Origin of the sequence: Streptomyces sp. NBC_00203 (genome assembly GCF_045206325.1) — a bacterium.
GTDB lineage: Bacteria > Actinomycetota > Actinomycetes > Streptomycetales > Streptomycetaceae > Streptomyces > Streptomyces lutosisoli.
On record NZ_CP108126.1, the window covers coordinates 8,698,786 to 8,717,272 of the forward strand.

General features: G+C 68.7%; 15 protein-coding genes and 2 pseudogenes. 6 read left to right on the forward strand and 11 right to left on the reverse strand.

Annotated elements, in window-relative coordinates:
* Positions 1–512 precede the first annotated feature (512 nt).
* Positions 513–1,202 carry a haloacid dehalogenase type II gene (locus OG975_RS38645; protein ID WP_406334144.1) on the forward strand — a complete coding sequence of 230 codons (690 nt, stop codon included), beginning with the start codon at positions 513–515 and terminating at the stop codon, positions 1,200–1,202.
* 103 nt (positions 1,203–1,305) lie between these two features.
* Here OG975_RS38645 and OG975_RS38650 read toward each other — a convergent pair whose 3' ends face one another.
* Positions 1,306–1,896, reverse strand: coding sequence for an ArsR/SmtB family transcription factor (locus OG975_RS38650; RefSeq protein ID WP_406334145.1), 591 nt, complete (start codon positions 1,894–1,896; stop codon positions 1,306–1,308).
* A gap of 57 nt (positions 1,897–1,953) precedes the next feature.
* On the opposite strand from OG975_RS38650, the gene OG975_RS38655 reads away from it, so the two are divergent.
* Positions 1,954–2,523, forward strand: a complete 570-nt coding sequence (locus OG975_RS38655) for a dienelactone hydrolase family protein (RefSeq protein WP_406334146.1) — start codon at positions 1,954–1,956, stop codon at positions 2,521–2,523.
* 12 nt (positions 2,524–2,535) lie between these two features.
* Here the strand turns inward: OG975_RS38655 and OG975_RS38660 are convergent.
* From OG975_RS38660 to OG975_RS38680, 5 genes and pseudogenes are all read right to left on the reverse strand, one after another.
* Positions 2,536–2,766, reverse strand: a pseudogene (locus OG975_RS38660) (IS5/IS1182 family transposase); the annotation flags it as partial.
* Between the two features lie 381 nt (positions 2,767–3,147).
* Positions 3,148–3,645 (reverse strand): winged helix-turn-helix transcriptional regulator, encoded by a 498-nt coding sequence (locus OG975_RS38665; protein ID WP_406334147.1) that lies wholly within the window; start codon positions 3,643–3,645, stop codon positions 3,148–3,150.
* Positions 3,646–3,769: 124 nt separating this feature from the next.
* The gene (locus OG975_RS38670; protein WP_406334148.1) at positions 3,770–4,831 is read right to left on the reverse strand and encodes an LLM class flavin-dependent oxidoreductase; all 1,062 of its coding nucleotides are present in this window, start codon (positions 4,829–4,831) and stop codon (positions 3,770–3,772) included.
* Positions 4,831–5,355 carry an SRPBCC family protein gene (locus OG975_RS38675; protein ID WP_406334149.1) on the reverse strand — a complete coding sequence of 175 codons (525 nt, stop codon included), beginning with the start codon at positions 5,353–5,355 and terminating at the stop codon, positions 4,831–4,833. Before OG975_RS38675 ends, OG975_RS38670 begins: the two co-directional genes overlap by 1 nt.
* Before the next feature lie 96 nt (positions 5,356–5,451).
* Positions 5,452–6,558, reverse strand: coding sequence for an acyl-CoA dehydrogenase family protein (locus OG975_RS38680; protein ID WP_406334150.1), 1,107 nt, complete (start codon positions 6,556–6,558; stop codon positions 5,452–5,454).
* 110 nt (positions 6,559–6,668) lie between these two features.
* On the opposite strand from OG975_RS38680, the gene OG975_RS38685 reads away from it, so the two are divergent.
* Positions 6,669–7,904, forward strand: a complete 1,236-nt coding sequence (locus tag OG975_RS38685; protein WP_406334151.1) for an acyl-CoA dehydrogenase family protein — start codon at positions 6,669–6,671, stop codon at positions 7,902–7,904.
* A gap of 207 nt (positions 7,905–8,111) precedes the next feature.
* Here the strand turns inward: OG975_RS38685 and OG975_RS38690 are convergent, their stop codons facing one another.
* Positions 8,112–9,086, reverse strand: coding sequence for a patatin-like phospholipase family protein (locus OG975_RS38690; protein ID WP_406334152.1), 975 nt, complete (start codon positions 9,084–9,086; stop codon positions 8,112–8,114).
* A gap of 62 nt (positions 9,087–9,148) precedes the next feature.
* Positions 9,149–9,778 (reverse strand): MBL fold metallo-hydrolase, encoded by a 630-nt coding sequence (locus OG975_RS38695; protein ID WP_406334153.1) that lies wholly within the window; start codon positions 9,776–9,778, stop codon positions 9,149–9,151.
* Between OG975_RS38695 and OG975_RS38700 the strand changes: the two genes are divergently transcribed.
* Positions 9,769–10,221, forward strand: coding sequence for a hypothetical protein (locus tag OG975_RS38700; protein ID WP_406334154.1), 453 nt, complete (start codon positions 9,769–9,771; stop codon positions 10,219–10,221). The two genes, OG975_RS38695 and OG975_RS38700, sit on opposite strands and share 10 nt — an antisense overlap.
* 107 nt (positions 10,222–10,328) lie before the next feature.
* Here OG975_RS38700 and OG975_RS38705 read toward each other — a convergent pair whose 3' ends face one another.
* On the reverse strand, positions 10,329–10,535 hold the full coding sequence (locus OG975_RS38705) for a helix-turn-helix domain-containing protein (RefSeq protein ID WP_406334155.1): 207 nt from the start codon (positions 10,533–10,535) through the stop codon (positions 10,329–10,331).
* A gap of 99 nt (positions 10,536–10,634) precedes the next feature.
* Here OG975_RS38705 and OG975_RS38710 point away from each other — a divergent pair.
* Positions 10,635–10,730 (forward strand): annotated as a pseudogene (locus tag OG975_RS38710) (transporter); the annotation flags it as partial.
* A 515-nt stretch (positions 10,731–11,245) separates the two neighbouring features.
* Here the strand turns inward: OG975_RS38710 and OG975_RS38715 are convergent.
* Positions 11,246–14,035, reverse strand: coding sequence for a GH32 C-terminal domain-containing protein (locus OG975_RS38715; protein ID WP_406334156.1), 2,790 nt, complete (start codon positions 14,033–14,035; stop codon positions 11,246–11,248).
* A 208-nt stretch (positions 14,036–14,243) separates the two neighbouring features.
* A complete protein-coding gene (locus tag OG975_RS38720; protein WP_406334157.1) occupies positions 14,244–17,177 on the reverse strand; it encodes a GH32 C-terminal domain-containing protein in 2,934 nt (977 codons plus the stop codon).
* A 264-nt stretch (positions 17,178–17,441) separates the two neighbouring features.
* On the opposite strand from OG975_RS38720, the gene OG975_RS38725 reads away from it, so the two are divergent.
* Complete coding sequence (locus tag OG975_RS38725) at positions 17,442–18,476, forward strand: LacI family DNA-binding transcriptional regulator (protein ID WP_406334158.1); 1,035 nt, start codon at positions 17,442–17,444, stop codon at positions 18,474–18,476.
* Positions 18,477–18,487 lie beyond the last annotated feature (11 nt).

Consider the following 18,487-nt stretch of genomic DNA (forward strand, 5'->3'; position numbering starts at 1 on the left):
TAGAAGCGCTCTCGGGCGCACCACCCCATCAGCCGTCCGTGGCCCCAGCCCTGCCCAAAGTCCTCGCTCTCGTGAAGAGCTCGAAGGCTCTGGCCAATTGGGAGGTGGCTCTGGGAACGGCTCGAATCACGGCACGGTACGGCGACTGGAGCCGACATGGCAGGGGCCTGAACCGCGTCCGTCTTGTCGAAGCGCTCCTGGCGCTGCGTATATCCCAGACGTCTCGCTCTGGCCCCTGCCGACCGACCCAACCGGCCAACCCACATGCCTATTAGGGCCTGTCCGGCGGATCATGGACGGAGCCACGCCGCTCTCTTCGCTGCCGGTCGCTCTCTCCGGGGTCTACTCGGAGGTGGTGCGCCGGTCGTGCGTTGTGGCTTGGCGGCCGCGGTGGTTGGCGACGTTAAAGCGGTTGCCGCACAGGCCGTGTGGTTCGGGAATCAGAGTGACTTCCCGCTGCGTTCGGCTAACAGCCATTCTTACGCCCCTGCTTCGTCCAGGAGACCTCTCCCATGTCAGAGTTGGAGATCGATGCGGTCGTGTTCGACGTGCTCGGCACGCTCGTCGACGAACCCACCGGTATCCGCGCCGGCATCCGTGAACTCGCCCCATCGCTCGACGATCTCAGGGTCGAGCGGCTTTTGTCGCTGTGGCAGCAGCACATCGACCGCGAGCAGCGTCGCATCCTCGACGGCGTCCGGCCCTACCTCACCAGCGACGTCCTCGACCTGGAAGCCGCCCGGCTCGTCGCGGATGCCGCCGGAGTCGACGACCCGGCCGCCGTAGCGGAGCTGGCTCTGTCAGGTCGCAGGCTCCCGCCGTGGCCCGACACCGTGGCGGGGCTCGCCCGGCTCGCCGAACGGTTTCCGCTGATCGGGCTCTCCAACGCGAGTCGGACGGCGCTGCTGGGAATCAACGCGCACGCCGGGCTGCGCTGGCACCAGGCACTGTCCGCCGAGGACGCCCGGACCTACAAGCCGGACCCGGCGGTCTACCAGCTGGCCGTCACCGTCTCCGGACGACCGCCGGAGCGGCTCCTGATGGTCGCCGCCCACGCCTGGGACCTGCGTGGAGCACAGGGCCTCGGGCTCCGCACCGCCTACGTCGCCCGCCCCGTCGGCGACCCGCCCACCTCCTCGGACGGGTTCGACCTGCACGCCGACGACCTGGCCGGTCTGGCCGGCCAACTCGACCATGCCTAGCCTGTCCGACGGATCATGCGAGTTGGCGGGTTGTTGGGGGCAGGGTGGTGAAGGTTCGGGTGCTGTAGGTGGCCTTTACGGATGCCACGATCTGCGGTACGGGTCAGTCCGCGTCCGTTGCGGCAGATTCAGCCTCCGGTAGCGCCGGATAGTCGGTCGGGTAGAGCCCGGCCGCGAAGCCGTACACCACATCGCCTGCGCGCGGGAGCTGCGCGTAGTCGTTGGCGAGCTCCAGGACCCGCGTCCAGAACTCAAGGGCCTGCTCCCGTGGGATCCGCACGTGCCGCACGATCGAGGAGAGCTGATCCGCCTGATGTGCGGAGGCCGACTCGGCCGCGGCCGTGGCGAGATCGTTGTTGCAGTAGGGCGCCTCGGCCCCGTCCGTGGGGCTGACCGTGCCGACGCGGAAGATGCGCGCGGTACGGCCGTAGTAGCGCTCGTCGATGGCCCGCACCCGGCGGGTCCGCACGACTCTCAGCAGCTGGGCGTCGACCAGGACGCTCACGTGGTGCGCGACCGTGCTCTTGGGGCGGCGGAGTGCGGCGGCCAACTCGCTCACCGTCGCGGCGCGTTCGAGGAGCAGTTCAAGGATGGCGTTGCGCAGGGGGTTGGCCAGCGCGCGGAGCTGGGCCGGGGCTGTCACATCTGTGACGTCGGCGAGGTCGTGGTCGGGGAGACGGGGATTGTTCGACACTCTTCGATTATTCTAAAGTTCCGGATCATTCGCTACTCGCAGGCAAGGGGTTTGGGCATGACAGAGGTCGTACTGTTCCATCACTCGCAGGGACTCACGCCCGGAGTCGCGGCTTTCGCCGACGAACTCCGCGCGGTCGGCCACACTGTCCACACGCCCGACCTTTTCGACGGGCGCACGTTCAACTCCCTCGAAGAGGGCCAGGGCTACGTCGAGCAGCTCGGCTTCGGCGAGATAACCGAGCGCGGCGTCCGCGCGGCCGAACTCCTGCCGCAGGACGCCGTTTACGCCGGTTTCTCACTCGGCGTGCTGCCCGCCCAGAAGCTGGCGCAGACGCGGGCGGGCGCGCGGGGCGCGCTCCTGTTCCACGCCTGCATCCCCGTCTCGGAGTTCGGTGCGGCATGGCCCAACAGTGTGCCGGTGCAGGTACATGCGAAGGAAGCCGATCCGTTCTTCGCCGAGGACATCGACGCCGCCCGCGCGCTCGTCTCCGATCGCGCCGATGCGGAGATGTTCCTGTATCCCGGAGACCAGCACCTGTTCGCGGACAGTTCGCTGGCGTCCTACGACCCGGACGCCGCCAAGCTCCTGACCCAGCGGGCGATCGAGTTTCTCGGCTCGCGCTAGGTTGTCGGCGGGTCATGCGCAAAGCCAGAGGCGCAGGGCTGCGACGGTCACGGTGCCGTAAAAGACATACGCCCTCTTGTCGAAGCGCATGGCCACTGCCCGGTTCGCCTTCAATCGGTTGATCAGCCGCTCAACTTCGTTTCTGCGGCCATATCGTGCCGCATCGAAGCCGGTGGGCCTGCCGCCGCTGCTGCCACGGCGCAGGCGGTGGGCCCGCTGATCACGGCGTTCGGGGATGCTGTGCCCTTGGAATAGATCATCCAGGGCGACGGAGGCCCCGTAGTAGTCGCCGGAGTAACGACCGGCCAGGGAGGACGGGCCGCCCACTGTTCGTCCGTCATGTCCGAGTCGTAGGCGCGGACACGGTCGGGCCGGCTTCGATTGTTGGCCGGGGTACCTCCGGGGTGCGGAGCGGTTGTCGATCCTCGGTGAGCTGATCCATGATCAGCGGTTTCGATATGCCGGATCGCCGGGATCCGCGCTCGGCAGGCTGACCATCCGCTGACGCAGCACGCGAGTCTGGCCGCTCGCGCAGGATGTGGTCGGCGTTGGTGCTGCACTGGAGGTTCTCCGATGGCGCGGCACTGGGTGAAGTTGCTGCGGTCCCCGCGCAGCCATTGCCCCTCAGGCGGTGAAGCGGCTCTGGATGTCAGGGCGCGCGGCGAGGTGCGGGGGATAGCCCGGGCCGAGGCGTGGGTGGGTGTCCTCGGCCGTCATCGGTTCCTTACAGGAGGCGCATACGACCTCGGCGTCGCTCTCGGCGCCGCAGCGGTCATGGTGGAAGACCACCGGAGGTCCCTGCTCGTCGCTGAGCCAGCGATTGCCCCAGGCGTTCATGGCGGCCAGCACGCCGAAGAAGTCGCGCCCCTTCTCGGTGAGGACGTAGTCGTAGCGCACCGGCTCGTGCTGATAGGCCTTCTTCTCCATCAGGCCCTCATCGACCAGGCGGCGGAGCCGGTCGGTCAAGGTGTTGCGGGCGATGCCGAGCTCCTGCTGGAACGCGTCGAACCGCTTGATTCCGTAGAAGGCCTCCCGTAGGACCAGTGGCGTCCACCAGTCCCCGAGCATGTCCATCGTGCGCGCGACCGAACACGGCCAGTTCGCGAAAGAGGTCCGCCTCATGACCTCAGCCTATAGGTCTCACGACAGGACTTAGCATTTCGAGCCCTTTGATCCGCAACACGGCCGCGCCGGGCCGCGGCCGGTCCGACGCCGCACCGGTGGATGGCATCTTCGGGAGTTCGGGCTACCGGCCCGGTTCGCGTTCCATGTCACAGACCAGATCGAGGGCGCGGCCCAAGGTGGTGAGCCGGGCGTCCAGCGTTTCACCGGCAGGGTAGAAGCGGACGGTGTCGACGCCCGCGTCGCGCCACACCCGCAGCCGGTTGCGCACCATCTCCTCGGTTCCGATGAGGGTGGTGCCCAGCACCATCTCGTCGGTGACCAGTCCGGCCGCGCCGTCACGGTCGCCCGCCTGCCAGCGTTCGTGGACCTCGGCGGCGACCTCGGCCCAGCCCTGCCGGCTGTATGCGTTGTTGTAGAAGTTGGTGCTCGCCGAGCCCATGCCGCCGAGACTGAAAGCCAGTTCCTTCTTTCGGCCGGCCACCATCGCCCGCAGCGCGTCCTCGTCCTCGGCGAAGGCCACCTCGGCGCCCTGGCAGATGTCGAAGTCTGCGCGTGTGCGGCCGGAAGCGGTGAGGCCCGCGTCGATGTGGTCGAAGTAGGCCTCTTTGGCCCCCTCGGGCACGAAGCTGGTACCGAGCCACCCGTCGGCGATCTCGCCGGTCAGCCGCAGCATCTTCGGTGAGAGGGTGGCGAGGTAGATCGGGATGTCATGCTCGGCGCGCATGGACAGGCGCATGGGCCTGGCATCCCCACCGGGCAGTGGAATCTGGAACTCCCGCCCGGCGTAGGAGACTTTCTCCCCTGAGGCGGCCTGCCGCACGATCTCGACGGTCTCCCGCATCCGTGACAGCGGCCGGTCGAAGGGCACACCGTGCAGCCCTTCGATCACCTGAGGACCGGATGGGCCAAGTCCCAGGAGGAAGCGCCCCTGGGAAATCTGCGAGAGGGTGATCGCCGCTCGGGCGATGGCTGTCGGTGTGCGGGTGGCGAGCTGGATGATCCCGGAGCCCAGCAGCATGCGCTCCGTCCGGGCCGCGAGATACCCCAGCGGCGATGGCGCCTCCGATCCCCACGCCTCCGCCACCCAGCAGATATCCAGGCCCAGCTTCTCCGCTTCGACGACGAAGTCCACCGTCTCCGGCCAACTGCCCCCGGATGCCTCGATCGTGGTCGATGTGCGCATCACAGACTCGCCTTTCCGGACTCTTCGGCAGTCTTCTTGATCGCCGCGAGGGTGTCGCTGAAGTTGGTCTCGAACTCCCGCATCCGTACGAAGACGATCTTCTGTTCCTTCTCCGGCATCCGGTCGATGGCAAACGAAAGACCGGAGCGGCCCGGTCCCATCTGCATCCACTGCCGCAGCAGCGTGCCGCCGTCCTGGGGCTCGAGCGTGAACCGCCAGATCGCCGAAGGCTGCTCGGGGTCCTCAACCGCCCAGGCAAACACCTTGGGTGCATCGCACTCCACGACGTAGGAGGTGGTGGCCCACTCACCGAGCGACTCGTGGCTGCTCCGGCCCACGAAGCGGGCCCCCGACGCGGGCTGGGTTGCCCCGTCCAGCCACTCCACCGACTGCAACTCCGCGCTCAGGCTCGGCATCAGCTCGATGTCGGATACCAGCGTCCATACCAGTTCCGGCGGAGCAGCGATCCAGATCTGCACCTCAACCGTCGGCTTGTCCGCATAGCCCGCGCCTGTCCACTCCATGGCCCGGCGACCTCCTCATTCATCAGTGGTGATCTCCGCAACGCGGGGATCCGAACAGTCAAGATGTGCAGATGGACTCGTATGCCACGGCCGACATCAGGACAGGCGCCCCGACCCGATAAGTCGGTCGGCCAGGGCGTCGAGTCGGTGCGCCGGGGAGCCGAGAAGCGAGCGCCTCGCACGGGCGCGCCTGAGCAGTACGTGGGACGTGTGCTCCCAGGTGAAGCCGATGCCCCCATGGGTCTGCAGGGCGTCGGCCGTCACCGCCTCGAGTGCGTCGGCCGCCGCCGCGAGTGCGGTACGAGCCGCCACTTCGGCGTCGGCACGCTCGCCATCGACGGCGTGGGCCGCCGCTTGGACGAGCATCCAGGCGGCGTCGAGTTGGACGGACCGGTCCGCGAGTACGTGCTTGATGGCCTGGAACGATCCGATCGGCCGGCCGAACTGCCGTCGCATCCCGGCGTATTCGACGGCGCCTTCCAGGGCGCGTCGTCCCGTGCCGATGAGCTCGGCCGCAAGCACGGTGAGCACCCGGGCGACCGTGTGCGCGCCGAGTGGTGGAAGCGGTTCGGCAGGCGCTCCGGTCAGCCGCAGGCTCGCCATTGGCTCGGTGACGTCCAGCGCCTCCACGGAGGTCCGGGCGGTGGCCGGCTCGGCGAATTCCACGAGGAACGGCCGCGCCGGGCCGTTGCCCTCATCGGCGAAAGCCAGCACCAACTGGGCGTCGAGGCCGAACGGCACCGCTGCCAGCACGCCGTCAACCGCCGTGTCATTGAAGGTCAGTGATCCCGCCCGCCGGCCGGGAACCATGTCGGAAGGGAAGGTCTCCCAAGCCGGTACGGCGACGGTGGAGCCGTCCAGGACGCGGGCCAGTGCGGCCCGCGCGCCGGGACTGTCGGCGTGCTCGGCCAGCACCGCGGCGACCGTCGCGGTGGCGGTGAACGGCACGGTCGGCAGGGCCGACCCCACCCGCTCGGCCAGGACACACAAGTCCGCAACACCGCCACCCGAGCCGCCCAGTTGCTCGGGCACACCCAGACCGAGCAGTCCGAGTTCGGCGAGCGAGGCCCACAGCTCGGAGTCGAGGGTCCGAGGGATGGCATCCCACGGGGGAGGAAGCGGGTTTCCGCGGGCATGGTCCGCGAGCAACCGCTCTGCGGTTCGGCCCAGTTCGAGCTGTTCGCCGGTCGGCGCGAAGCGCATCGACGTCCTCCTCACGTCGGGGGGAGATCCATGGCGCCCAGCATTGACTAGCGAGTCTATCTACGCAACTGTTCTGGTCATTCGCTTACCGATCACACCAGGAGGTCTTGGTGGAACCGCAGGGCAGCGAGCCGGCCGACAGCTTCCGCGCTTCGGTGCAGGCATTCGTCGCGGACCTGGTCCCGTCGGACTGGCAGGGCATCGGCGCCCTGGACCCGATCGAGCGCGACACGTTTCAGGAGAAGACGCGGGCCGCGCTGGCCGAGCGCGGCTGGGTTGCCCCGGCATGGCCGCGGGAGTACGGCGGCGCCGGCCTCGGGCCAGCGGAACTGGCCGTCGTCATCGAGGAGTTGACTGCAGCCGGCGTCCCGTCCGGCTCGGACAACGACGATTTCGGCATCACCATGCTCGGCAACACCATGCTGCGCTGGAGCGACCCGAACCTGTTGCGCCGCTTTCTGCCGAGGATCGCGTCCGGCGAGTACGTCTTCGCGCAGGGCTTCTCCGAGCCGGACGCCGGCTCGGACCTCGCTTCGCTCTCCCTGCGGGCCGAACGGCATGGCGACCAGTGGGTATTGAACGGGCAGAAGCTGTGGTCCTCCGGTGCACACAAGGCGAATTGGGCGTTCGTCCTGGCCCGGACCAACCCCGACGCCCCGGCACACCGCGGCATCAGCATGCTTCTCGTCCCCTTGGACCGGCCCGGCATCGACATCCGCCCGATCCGCAACCTCACCGGCGAGGCGGACTTCAACGAGATCTTCTTCGACGACGCGACCACCGAACTCGGCCTGGTCGTGGGAGAAGTCGACCGCGGCTGGGCGGTTGCGATGACGCTGCTGGGCTTCGAGCGCGGCGCGACCGCGCTCAAGGCTCCGATCCGCTTCCGCAACGAACTGGAGCGGCTGATCGAGTTGACCCGCGAGCGTGGGCTGCACCACGACCCGGACATCCGCCGCCGGATCGCCTGGTGTCACATCCAGGTCGAGCAACTGCGCTGCCACGGGCTGCGCACGGCCGCCACGCTGATCGCGGGAGAGGAACCCGGTCCCGCCGCCGCCGCGTTCAAGCTGCTCTGGAGCGAGTATCACCAGCAGGCCACCGAGCTGGCCATGGACGTTCTCGGACTGGACGCGCTGACCCCGACCGGGCGTCCCTCGCCGAACTGGTTCCACACTGACGACCCCGGCGCGCCGAACTCGTCCGCGTCCTGGACCAGCGTCTACCTCAACGCCCGCGCCGGAACCATCTACGCCGGCTCCTCCCAGATCCAGCGTGGAATCGTCGGAGAGCTGATTCTCGGCCTGCCGAAGGAGCCCCGACCCGCGCCCACCGCCGCACACTGACTGCCGAGAGCCGAGGAATACCGCTGACCATCCGTAGCCCCTACCCGGACATCGCCATCCCGGACGTCGGCCTGCCGGAGTTCCTGTTCCACACCCGCGACCAGAACATTTCCAGTCCGGTCGACAGGTGACTGTCCGTAAGACTGTCTGCGCAGTACCGCCTCGGTCGGCACCCCGAGGCGGCATGGCGGTTGAGCGGGGCACCGATCAGCTCACGGTGTGGCTGTACGTCTCGTGGACGGCGGCCCGCCCTGCTTCCAGCGCCGCGGCGAGGAGTTCACCGTCGCGGGCCAGGCGGCTGACGGACGGAGTGTCGGGGCCGGGGCGGACCGAGGCGGCCGATGGGTGGTCGGCCAGCAGCGCGTCGTCCGCGGCGAGGCGTGCTCCGCGCTCGAGGAAGGCCCGGCGCAGGGCGGCGGACTCGCGGCGCAGCGCGGTCCTGGCGATGACCGGAGCGGAGCGTGACGGACGCGCCGCGTCGATCGTGCGCCTGGATCGCAGCACGAGAACATGGGTCGCGTCGTGTGCGAGCGCGGTCCGGTAGGGGATGGACTCGGAGACGCCGGCGTCGTAGAACCGGCGCCCGCCCAGCGCCACCGGCCGGCCCGCGAGGAGCGGCAGAGCGGCGCTGGCCCGCAGCGCCGTACGCAGGTGTGCGGCATCGCCGAGGAAGGGGCGCAGGTCGGTGGACTCCCCGGTGGCGGCGTCGGTGGCCAGAGGGTGGTACTCGACGGCGTGGGCCAGGACCGCGTCGAAGTCCATGGGGGCGAAGTCCCGGTCGCCGTAGCGGTAGAGCACCTCGTAGAAGGCGTGCAGGTCCACCATGGGCCGCCCGCGCAGCGGGTTCGAGCGCCGGATCAGGACCCGGGCGTACTCGGGAGCCGCCCAGAAGCGCAGCGACTCCGGGCTTCCGCTCAGCAGCCATGCACCGGAGGCCGCACCGGCGGAGGCTCCGTAGACGGCGTCGAAGCCGTCGGTCAGGCCGAGCTCGTGCAGGGCCAGGGTCATCCCGCCGGCGATGATGCCGCGCATCCCGCCGCCTTCGATGGCCAGCGCGACGCGGTGCCCGTCGGTGCGTGCGCCGGGCCGGCTGCCGCTGCGCGCGCGCTCGGCGAGCACCCTCCAGACCGGGTGCAGTTGCCCGTCGGGCTCCGTCGTGTCGGCGGGGGGTGCTGCGGTCATGGTGCTCGGGGCTCCTGGAGGTTGTTCGGGGTTCGGTCGAGCCGGCCTTGTCAGCCGGGCCGTTACGGGGCGGCCTTACGGTCGATGGCGGCCTTCGCGGAGTGCCACAGGGTGCGGCGGTTCTCCCAGGCAGGGTAGAGCTCGACCATCCGGGCGACGATGCCGGCGCTGGTGGTCTCCTCGGCGGCGATGCGGGAGAAATCGCGCAGGTACTGCTGCGACTCCGCGATGATCTTCGGGGTTGTTGTCGCCGGCGACTGTCTTGTGACGGCGACGACGAGCGCGGGATTGAGTCCCGCGATGACGTCCAAGTTGGCGATCCACTGCTCGCGTTCGGCCGGGCCCGTCTCGGCGGTCATCATGTGGACGCCGTCGTAGGCCAGGTCGCCGGCGACGACCGCGGCGAGCGAGGGGACGTACAAGGCGGTGGATATCGCGGTGTCGGCCTGGCCGATGGACAGGACCTGCAGCTGGTTGCCCTCCAGGTCGATCGTGTCGCCGGACAGCGGCTGCGGCAGCACCCACTCGGCGAGCGAGGGCACCTCCCCGGGGAAGCTCGCCTCCCAGTACGCGGCGAAGCGCGGGTCGTCGGCCTCGGCCGCGACCTCGGCGGTGGCCGGCCCCCGTACGCCGGGGAAGCGCTGGGCCAGGCGGGCCAGACCCAGCCAGTGGTCCGACTCCCGTGCTCGCACGGCCCGTACCACCGCAAGGGCTTCTCCTGGAGGGCAACGTTCTGCGCTCCGTCGAAGTCGGGCACAGTGATACCGACGGCACCACCGTGCTTCACGTTCCCTCGATCGAGCTCGTCGTCGCCGGCGATGTCGTTTACAACGGCGTGCACGCGTACCTCTCCGAATCCGCGGATGGCGGGCGTGCAAAGTGGCTTCAAGCGCTCGACGCGGTCGAGCGCCTCGCGCCGCGCCACGTCGTCTGCGGACACAAGAACAAGGCGCTTCCGGACAGTCCGGCCACCATCGAGGAAACTCGGCAGTACATCCGTGACGCGGACCGGCTCCTGAAGGAGACAACGAGCCGGATCGAATTCTTCGATGCCCTGTGCTCCCTTCATCCCGAACGCCTCAACCGGGCGGTCGTGTGGCTCACGGCCACCGCGCTCATGGATGCGCAGAGCTGAGGCGGCCAACGCGGCTACAGCCAGGACCCCGCTCATAGGGGCTGTGACTCGCCGGTGACACGAAGAGGCCCCGCCGGTGATCCGGCGGGGCCCCTTCGTATGACTGGTCAAGAGGGGCTGCAGCATCCTTCGTGGGATCCGTTGTACTCGGACTCGCCGCTGTCGAGTACCCGAAGCAGAGACGTGGTGACGACCCGCGTGCTGCGGCCGATGCGGAGCACACGGCACGGGAACTTCCCCTGGCGAACCAGGTCGTAGCCCTTTGCTCGCGAGAATCCAAACGCCTTGGACGCTTCCTCCACGCTTCCGGTCACGCCCCAGGTGGCACGGTGTATAGAACCTTGTCGAGGCGCAGATGGAGATGATGCTGAGCGTTACGTCCCTCGCGAGCGGGAACATCATCGGTTGCGTCGACGGCGGTCGACGCCGCGCTGGTCGGCCTCGGCGAAGGTGTCACCCGATTTCAGCGCAAGCAGTATGCGGCCTACCAGCGGCTGCGGAACTTCGCCTGGCGAATTGTGCCGAGGCTCGATAGTTGTCACCGGATCAGATGGATGACGTAGTGGGATTGGTCAAAGCAGTCTGATTGACACCAGCGAGGCAAGCGGCTTGTCGCACAACCTGACTTGGAAGAACTTCTGTCACCGGCTACGGGAGGGTGTGTGACAGGCCAGGCCGGCCGCCCCGCCCCTGAAGCCAGGCCGGCACCGGCAACAACGGCCGGATGGCTGCCCACTCCGTGTCCGACATGTCCGACGGATACCGGCGCACCCGATCGGGACGATCGGCCGCGTTGCCGTACACGTGCGCGAGGCAATCACACGACGCGGCGGGCGAGTTGAAGTCAACGGGCTCGAGCGCGTACAACAACGACAACAGGGCCTCCGGGAACCGCTCGGAATGGGATCGCACCCCCGAGCTACCGTGAGGCTCTGCCTTCATACGCGTACCGCCGGAAGATCACCCGACCAGGAACTCCGTTCGATCCACACGTTCCAAGATCGGTTGAGATACGGCTTCTGAGTCAGTCGGTCAGCTTGCCCATCTTCCAGACGGTCATGGACTTGACAACAGTGCCGTCGCCGAAGAGCCGCAGGCCGAGGGAGTCCTGCCGGAAGGGGTAGGCGCGGGTGGTGATGGACTTGTGCGAGTTCGCGTATGCCTCGATCATCGAGCGGTCCAGGAACACATCCAGTGACAACTCTCCGTTGGAGAGCGTCAGCGGGCCTTTCTGGATGCCGAGGTCGGCGTCGACGCTGGAGTTGTTTCCGGATCGTGTTCGGTCGACACCCAGTTGTCCGGCTGGGGCGTCGTAGAACAGGCGGGTCCGCTCTTCGTCCCCGGGGCTGCGGAGCACATCGACTCCGAAGGTGTCGGCGCTGCCCCGTTCCAGGGTCAGCTTGATGTGGAGCATGTCCCCCTTGATGTCGGCCAGGCGCGCATTGGCGTCGGCGACAGAGGTCTGTTCGCTGATGTCCAGGAGCGGTTCGCCCACGTGAAGCCGGGAGACCTCCTCGACGGGGCTGAATCCGAGGTCTCCGTCAGGGCGCATGGACAGTTGGATGGGGAGTCCGGCGTTGTGGGCCCAGCCGGCGTCGTAGTGGGCGCGCTCGGTGCGCCGGTCCTGCGCGATGCTGATGACGAGGGAGCGCCCCTTGTCGTCGACCGTGCCGCTGGGCCCGGTGAAGTGATCGCCGTAGTCGAGCAGCCTGGGCTCGGTGGTGTCGGGCGTCCAGCGGCGCGCCTGGGCGTCCCAGGTACCGACCCAGTAGTAGACGTACTTGCTGCTGTACTCGCCGGGGCCGTCGGGGAAGGCCGGGTTGACGAGCAGCGCCCGTCGCTGGCGGCCCTGGGCGTCCTTGCCGATGGGCAGGAAGGTGGGAAGCTCCCAGACCTGGCCGGTCTTGGGGTGGGCCGCCACGTCACCGACCATCAGAGGCCCCGAGTAGGTCCAGTCGGTGAGGTTCTTGGAGGTGTAGAGAAGCGCCGTGCCGCCGACGTTTTGCCCCGAGGTGGTCTGGACTCCCGAGCCGACCAACTGGAACCAGGTGTCGCCCTCCTTCCACACGGACGGGTCGCGGAAGTCTCCGAAGCGGACCTTCCGTCCGGCACCGACGTCCAGATCGGCGGTCTGGCTGGTCACCAAGGTCGGGTACATCTTCCACTCGACCAGGTCCGGGTCGCTGGGGTCGACAGGGCGCGCGAGTCCGACCGCTTGGTTGGGGCGCTGGGAATCGTTGCCGGCCGTGAACAGCAGGACGGGGACGCCGTTCTCGTCGAGGGTCGAGCCACCGGACCAGACACCGTCGGGCGCCACGCTTCCTGCGGTGGGCGCGAGAGCGACGGGCAGGTCGCGCCAGTGCACCAGATCCTCGCTGACCGCATGCCCCCAACTGATGTTGTGCCAGTAGGGACCGTGGGAGTTGTGCTGGTAGAAGAGGTGGTACTTGCCGTTGACCTGGATGGGGGCGTGCGGCTCGTTCATCCAGTGGTTGGGGGCCGTGAAGTGGTAGCCCGGGCGGTAGCGGTCGCCGTCGTAGCGTGAGCGATCCATGGCCATACGGGCCTCGGGGATGCTGCCCCCGGCGAATGTCTGTACATCGTGCTCGTGGCTGGCCCTCACGGACTCCGAGGTGAGCGCGCTGGTGTGGACCTTCACCTCGTCGATCAGGCCATTGAACATGTTCACGGCAAAGGTGCCGTTGATGATGGCAGGCTGGTTGTGGCGGCCGATGAGCAGCGGAACCTCGGCCTTGGCCAGGCGGGCAGTGGTGGGGATGGCGGTCTGGGCGACCTGCGCGCCGTTCACGTACAGCGTGATCGTGCCTTCGCTCGGTGCGAAGACGCCCGCGAGGTGCGCCCACTTGCCTGCGGCCAGAGCTGCCGATTGGGGGACCGCCGTCTCGTACCAGGCGTCACCGGTGCCGATGCCGAATTGCCACACGCCGTGCCGGCCGACGCCGAGCGAGAACCCTCGGTGTGCTGCCTTGTCCTGCTGGTTGACGACCGCCGAGGGCTTGCCTTCGTCACCCCATTCGAAGGCGCGCGGTGCGACCCAGGCTTCGACGGTCATGCCGTCCGTCGGGATTTGGGTCTGCGATGCGGCGCGGGTGACCCAGGTGGAGTACCCGTCGAAGAGAAGGGCGCCGGAGAGAACGCCGTCCTCCTGTCGCTTGGGACGCCACAGCGGGTCGCTGTTCGGCTTGTAGACCGCGTTGTTGAAGACGTAGCTGATGGGGTCCGCGCTCTGGCTGACACGCTCCGTGGTTGCGGTGCCCTGGCCCTCGGAGAAGTCCCAATAGGTGGCCAGTCCCTCGAGGCCCGGATCCGGCGCCTTGTCCAGACCGACTCTCACGTCGTCCAGGTTGATGTGTCCCCAGCCGCCGGTGGCCTGGTCGACCGCAGTGATGCGCAGCTGCTCACCCAGGTGCTCGCGCGCGTCCCAGGTGACGCGGCGGTACGCCTCGTCGTCGGTTCCGGTGGCCTTGTGCAGGATGGTGCCGTCCAGGGTCGTCAGGGCGACGTAGAGCTGGTCGTCGTTGCGGCCGCCGGAAACCAGAACGCTGACCATTCCCGTGCCGGTCAGGGTGAACGGCTCGGAGGTGACGGTACCCGTGGGGGCGTCGCCGCCGCCCACGAATCCCCACAGGTGGTAGGTGCCCTGCTGGTTGAAGCAGCAGCCCCACCCCCAGCCCGGCTGGTCGGTGACGGATCCGTTGAAGGCCGTGCCTGTGGCGGTCCAACCGCTCAGGTCGCCTGTCTCGAAGCCGGGGTTGGACAGGGTGCTCTCACTCGCGCTGGCCGGCTGCGACATGAGGGGCGTTGTCAGGCCGAGACAGACCACGAGTGCGAGCAGTATGCGTAGCAGGCTGCCCGGGGATCCTGTCCCGGGTATCGCTGGTGAGCGCGTTCGCATGCAGACCTCCGATGGGGTGTTGAGGTTTGTTGAGCAGGCTGGTTCGCGTGGTTGAGTGCGGGCCCACGACACGGCCTCGAGAGCGTGGAACAGGGTGTGCTGGTGGTCAGGGGCGTTGGACGGGCACGTTGACGTCGTCGACGTTGATGTGGCCCCAGCCGCCCGTCGCCTTGTCGACGACCTCGACGTAGATCCGCTCACCGATGTGGGCGGACAGGTCGAAGGCGACTCGGCGGTACTGCTCGCCACCACGACCGGTGGCCTTGGCCAGCACCTTGCCGTCGTCGGCTCGGACGACGGCCGCGTAGAGCCGGTCGAGGTCGTTGCCGCCGGATACGAGCAGATCGACGACGCCGTCTCCGCCGAGGGTGACGGTGTCGGAGCGGAGGACGCCGACCGCGTCGTCGCCGCCCGCGTCTGGGTTGTAGCCCCACAGGTGGTGGCCGGTCGCGTCGTCTTCGGTCTCGGCCTGGTAGAACGGTCCGCCCCAGCCCCAGTCGGTGCGGGTGGTCACGCTGGCGTCGCTGAAGGTGGTGCCCGAGACGACGGTCCATCCGGTGAGGTCCCCGGTGGCGAAGTCGTGGTTGGGGAGGGCGTCGACGTCCTTCGGACGCGGGGGGTCGTAGGCGGCGGGAGCGACAGACGTGTCGTAGGCGCCGTTCATGCGCCAGACGTCCAGGGACACGACCCGGGCGGCGCCGCCCTCACTGGTCAGCCGCAAGCCGGTGGCGTCCTTTTGCGTCGGGTAGACGCGGCTGGTCAGGCTGTTGGTGCCGTTGATGTACGCCTCCAGCATGGAGCGGTCGAGCAGGACCCTCAGCGTCAGTCGGCTGCCGTCGAGTTCCACGGTCCCTCCGTGGGCACTCTTGCGTACGTCCGGGTCGAGGCTGGAGCGGCTGCGGTCGATGGAGAAGCGCCGCTTGGTCGTGTCGTAGGAGAGCAGTGTCTGCTCGCTGCCGTCGTCGCTGGCCCGAACGGTCAGGGTGATGGTTGTGGCGTCGCGCGGCTCGATGACGGCTTCGATGTCCAGCAGGTCGCCGGAGACGTCGGCGAGTTGGCGGTTCGCGTCCTTCACCGAGGTCTGGCGAATCTTGGCGAGTCGTCGGCCCCGCAGGGTGGCCGCTTCGGCGATCGGTTCGACGCCGAGGGCGCCGTCCTGGCGAAGCGAGACGCTGACGGGCATTCCGGCGTTGTGCGCCCAGCCGGCCTGGGCGTGCTGCTGTTCGCTGCGGCGGTCCTGGGTGATGCTGAAGAGCACGGACCGGCCGTCGGGAGTGACGAAGCCGGACGGGCCGGTGAAGTGCTCGCCGAAATCGAACTCGCGGGGCTTTTCGTGGTCGGGCACGAAGCGGCACGCGTCCTTGTCGAAGGTGCCGATCCAGTAGTACGTGTGCTTGACGGCGTTGGAGTTGAACGCCTCCCACCAGGGGCTGACCAGCAGGATGTGCTTGCCGGTGCGCTTGCCCGTGGGTCCGGGGAGCGGGAGGAGGACCGGCAGTTCCCACGCCTCGCCGGGCTCGGGCACCTTGGTGAGATCGTTCCAGTGCAGGGGGCCTCGGTACGTCCAGGGGCCCTCGGGTCGGCGGGCGGTGTGGACGAGCGCGGTGCCGCCGTACTTCTTGGTGACCTGTGTGCCGTCATAGTCGACGATTCCGCTGCCCGTCAGCTGGTACCAGACGCCGTCCTCCTCCCAGACGAACGGGTCGCGGAAGTTCTCCGCCCACGCGGTGCCGGGGCCCGCCGGGAGGGCGGCCGGGGCTTCGGTGACCGGCTCGGACTTCATGGTCCAGGTGGGCAGGTCCGTGTCGCCGTCGGTCGGGTAGGAGGACACGGCGAGCCCGGTGCGCTGGCGGTAGGGCAGCCGGTCGTCGCCGCCGGTGAAGAAGAGCACGGGGCCGCGGTCGCCGTCGACGTGGGCCGAGCCCGACCAGCAGCCGTCCGGTGCGACCGAGCCCGCGGCGGGGGCGAGGGCTATGGGCTGGTCTCGCCAGTGCACCATGTCGGTGCTGACCGCGTGCCCCCAGTGGATCTGGCCCCAGTACGGGCCGAACGGATCGTGCTGGTAGAAGATGTGGTACTTGCCCTTGAAGTACACGGGCGCGTGCGGCTCGTTCATCCAGTGCCAGGGCGGCAGCATGTGGAACTGGGGGCGGTGGCGGTCGCCGTCGTAGCGGGCCCGCTGCTGGGCCAGGTCCGGCCGGGGCACGCGATGGTCGGGGAGAGCCGCGATGGTGTCGGCGTGCTCCTTGTGCGCCGCCGAATCGTCCAGGGTGCCCGGGCGGATCGCGAGGCTGTCCATCAGGCCGATGTACATGTTGGCGTGGAACTCGCCGTTGAGCAGCGTGGGTGTGTTGTGCAGCCCGATGAGCAGCGGCTCGTCCGAGGCCAGTACGGGGGCCTTGTCCGGGGTGGTGGCGGTGCCGATCAGCCGGCCGTCGCGGTAGAGGCGCAGTTGCCGGGCGGCCGGGTCGTAGGTGGCCGCGAGGTGCGTCCACCGGCCCTTGACGGCAGGCTGGTCCGAGGCTCCCTTGACCTCGATCAGGTCGGTTCCGAAGCCGAGTTGGAAGACGATCTGACCGAAGCGGCGCAGGCCGAGCAGGAATCCGGTCTTCGCGTCCGGGTTGTGCTGGTTGACCAGGGCCTGGGGTTTGCCGTCGATGCCTTGCTCGTAGGCGTAGGGGGCGATCCACGCGTCGAGCGTGAAGCCCCCGGCGGGGTCGAGCTTGCCGGGGCCGTCGGCGGTGACGACGGTCGAGTAGCCGTCGAAGTACAGTGCCCGGCCGCGCACTCCGCGGCGCCGTACGGGATCGCCGTCGGGCTTGTAGCGGGCGTCGTCGAAGACGTAGCCGATGGGGTCGGCGGTGCCGGAGACCGCCTCGTGGGTGACCGTGCCGGTGCGCTCGTCGAAGTCCCAGCGAGCGGAGGGGCTTTGAGGGCTGCGCCGCTCCTGGGCGGCTGCCGGTGCGGGAGCGAACGCGAGGGGAACGATGGCGCCGCCGACGGCAGCCGATACGACACTGAGGGCTGTTCTTCTCCTCATGGCTGACTCCTGAGGGTGCGCGACAGGTCTGACGCCCTGCCAAATCGGTTTAACCGGTGGCTCGGCATCGTTCGCGCGCCGCTCCTGCTAAAGCAAGAGCTAACGCATGCCGATTTACCTGGGCGTTACCTGAAGGCCTCGCAAAACGTCACATAAGGTCGGCATATCTCTACTTGATATGTCCGAGGTGTTGACACAGGGCGAAGAGCGCATCAGTCTCGTCACAACTTGCTAATCCGATTTAACAACGGAGCTGAGCCGCTGATGCCTGAACGTCGTGTGACCATGGCCGACGTCGCCCGCAAGGCAGGCGTCTCGCCGACGACCGCGTCGTTCGCCCTGTCCGGCCGCACCGACATGCGCATCGCCGACGCCTCCCGCGCACGTGTCCTGGAGGCCGCCCGGGAGCTGGGCTATCGCCCCAACGTCACCGCGCGCAGCCTGCGGACGAAGTCGACCCAGACCATCGGGTTCGTGTCGGACCAGATCACCACGACACCGTTCGCGGGGGATGTGATCCGCGGGGCGCTGGAGGCTGCCCGGGAGCGGGACCACCTGCTGTTCATCACGGAGGCGGGCGGCGACCGCGCCGCCGAGTCGTCACTGGTCCACGCGCTGCTGGACCGCCAGGTCGACGCGGTGATCTACGCGTCCATGTTCACTCGGTATGTGACTCCGCCCAAGGAGTTGTTCGGTCGCCGGGTGGTCCTGTTGAACTGCCTGGCGCCCGGCTTCGACGCGCCGTCCGTCGTCCCGGACGAGCTCGAGGCCGGCCGGGACGCGGCCCGTGCCCTGCTCGCAGCTGGTCATACCGAGGGCATCTGGGCGATCGGCGGCCACCAGGCCATCCCGGCCACGCCCGAGGGGATCATCGCCGGCAACGAGCGCATGCGCGGCCTGGAGGAGGTCCTGCGGGCGGGCGGCGCCCGCCTGGACGGTGTCGTCGAGTGCGACTGGGACACGCGGGACGGGCACCGGGAGGTCTCCGCCCTGCTCGCGGCAGGCCACCGCCCCCGGGCGCTGGTGTGCCTGACCGACCGCGTCTCCTTCGGCGCCTACCAGGCGCTCGGCGAGGCGGGTCTGTCGGTGCCCGGCGACGCATCGGTGGTCTCGTTCGATGATCAGGACATCGCGTCCGTACTGCGCCCGGCGCTCACCACGCTGAAACTGCCGCACTACCAACTCGGCCGCCTTGCCGTGGAGTTGATCCTCGGCGAGGGACCGCTCGAAGCAGTCGTACACCGTGTGCCCATGCCGCTGCAGGAACGCGCCTCCATCGGCACCCCCGCAGCGGGCTGACACCGGGCACC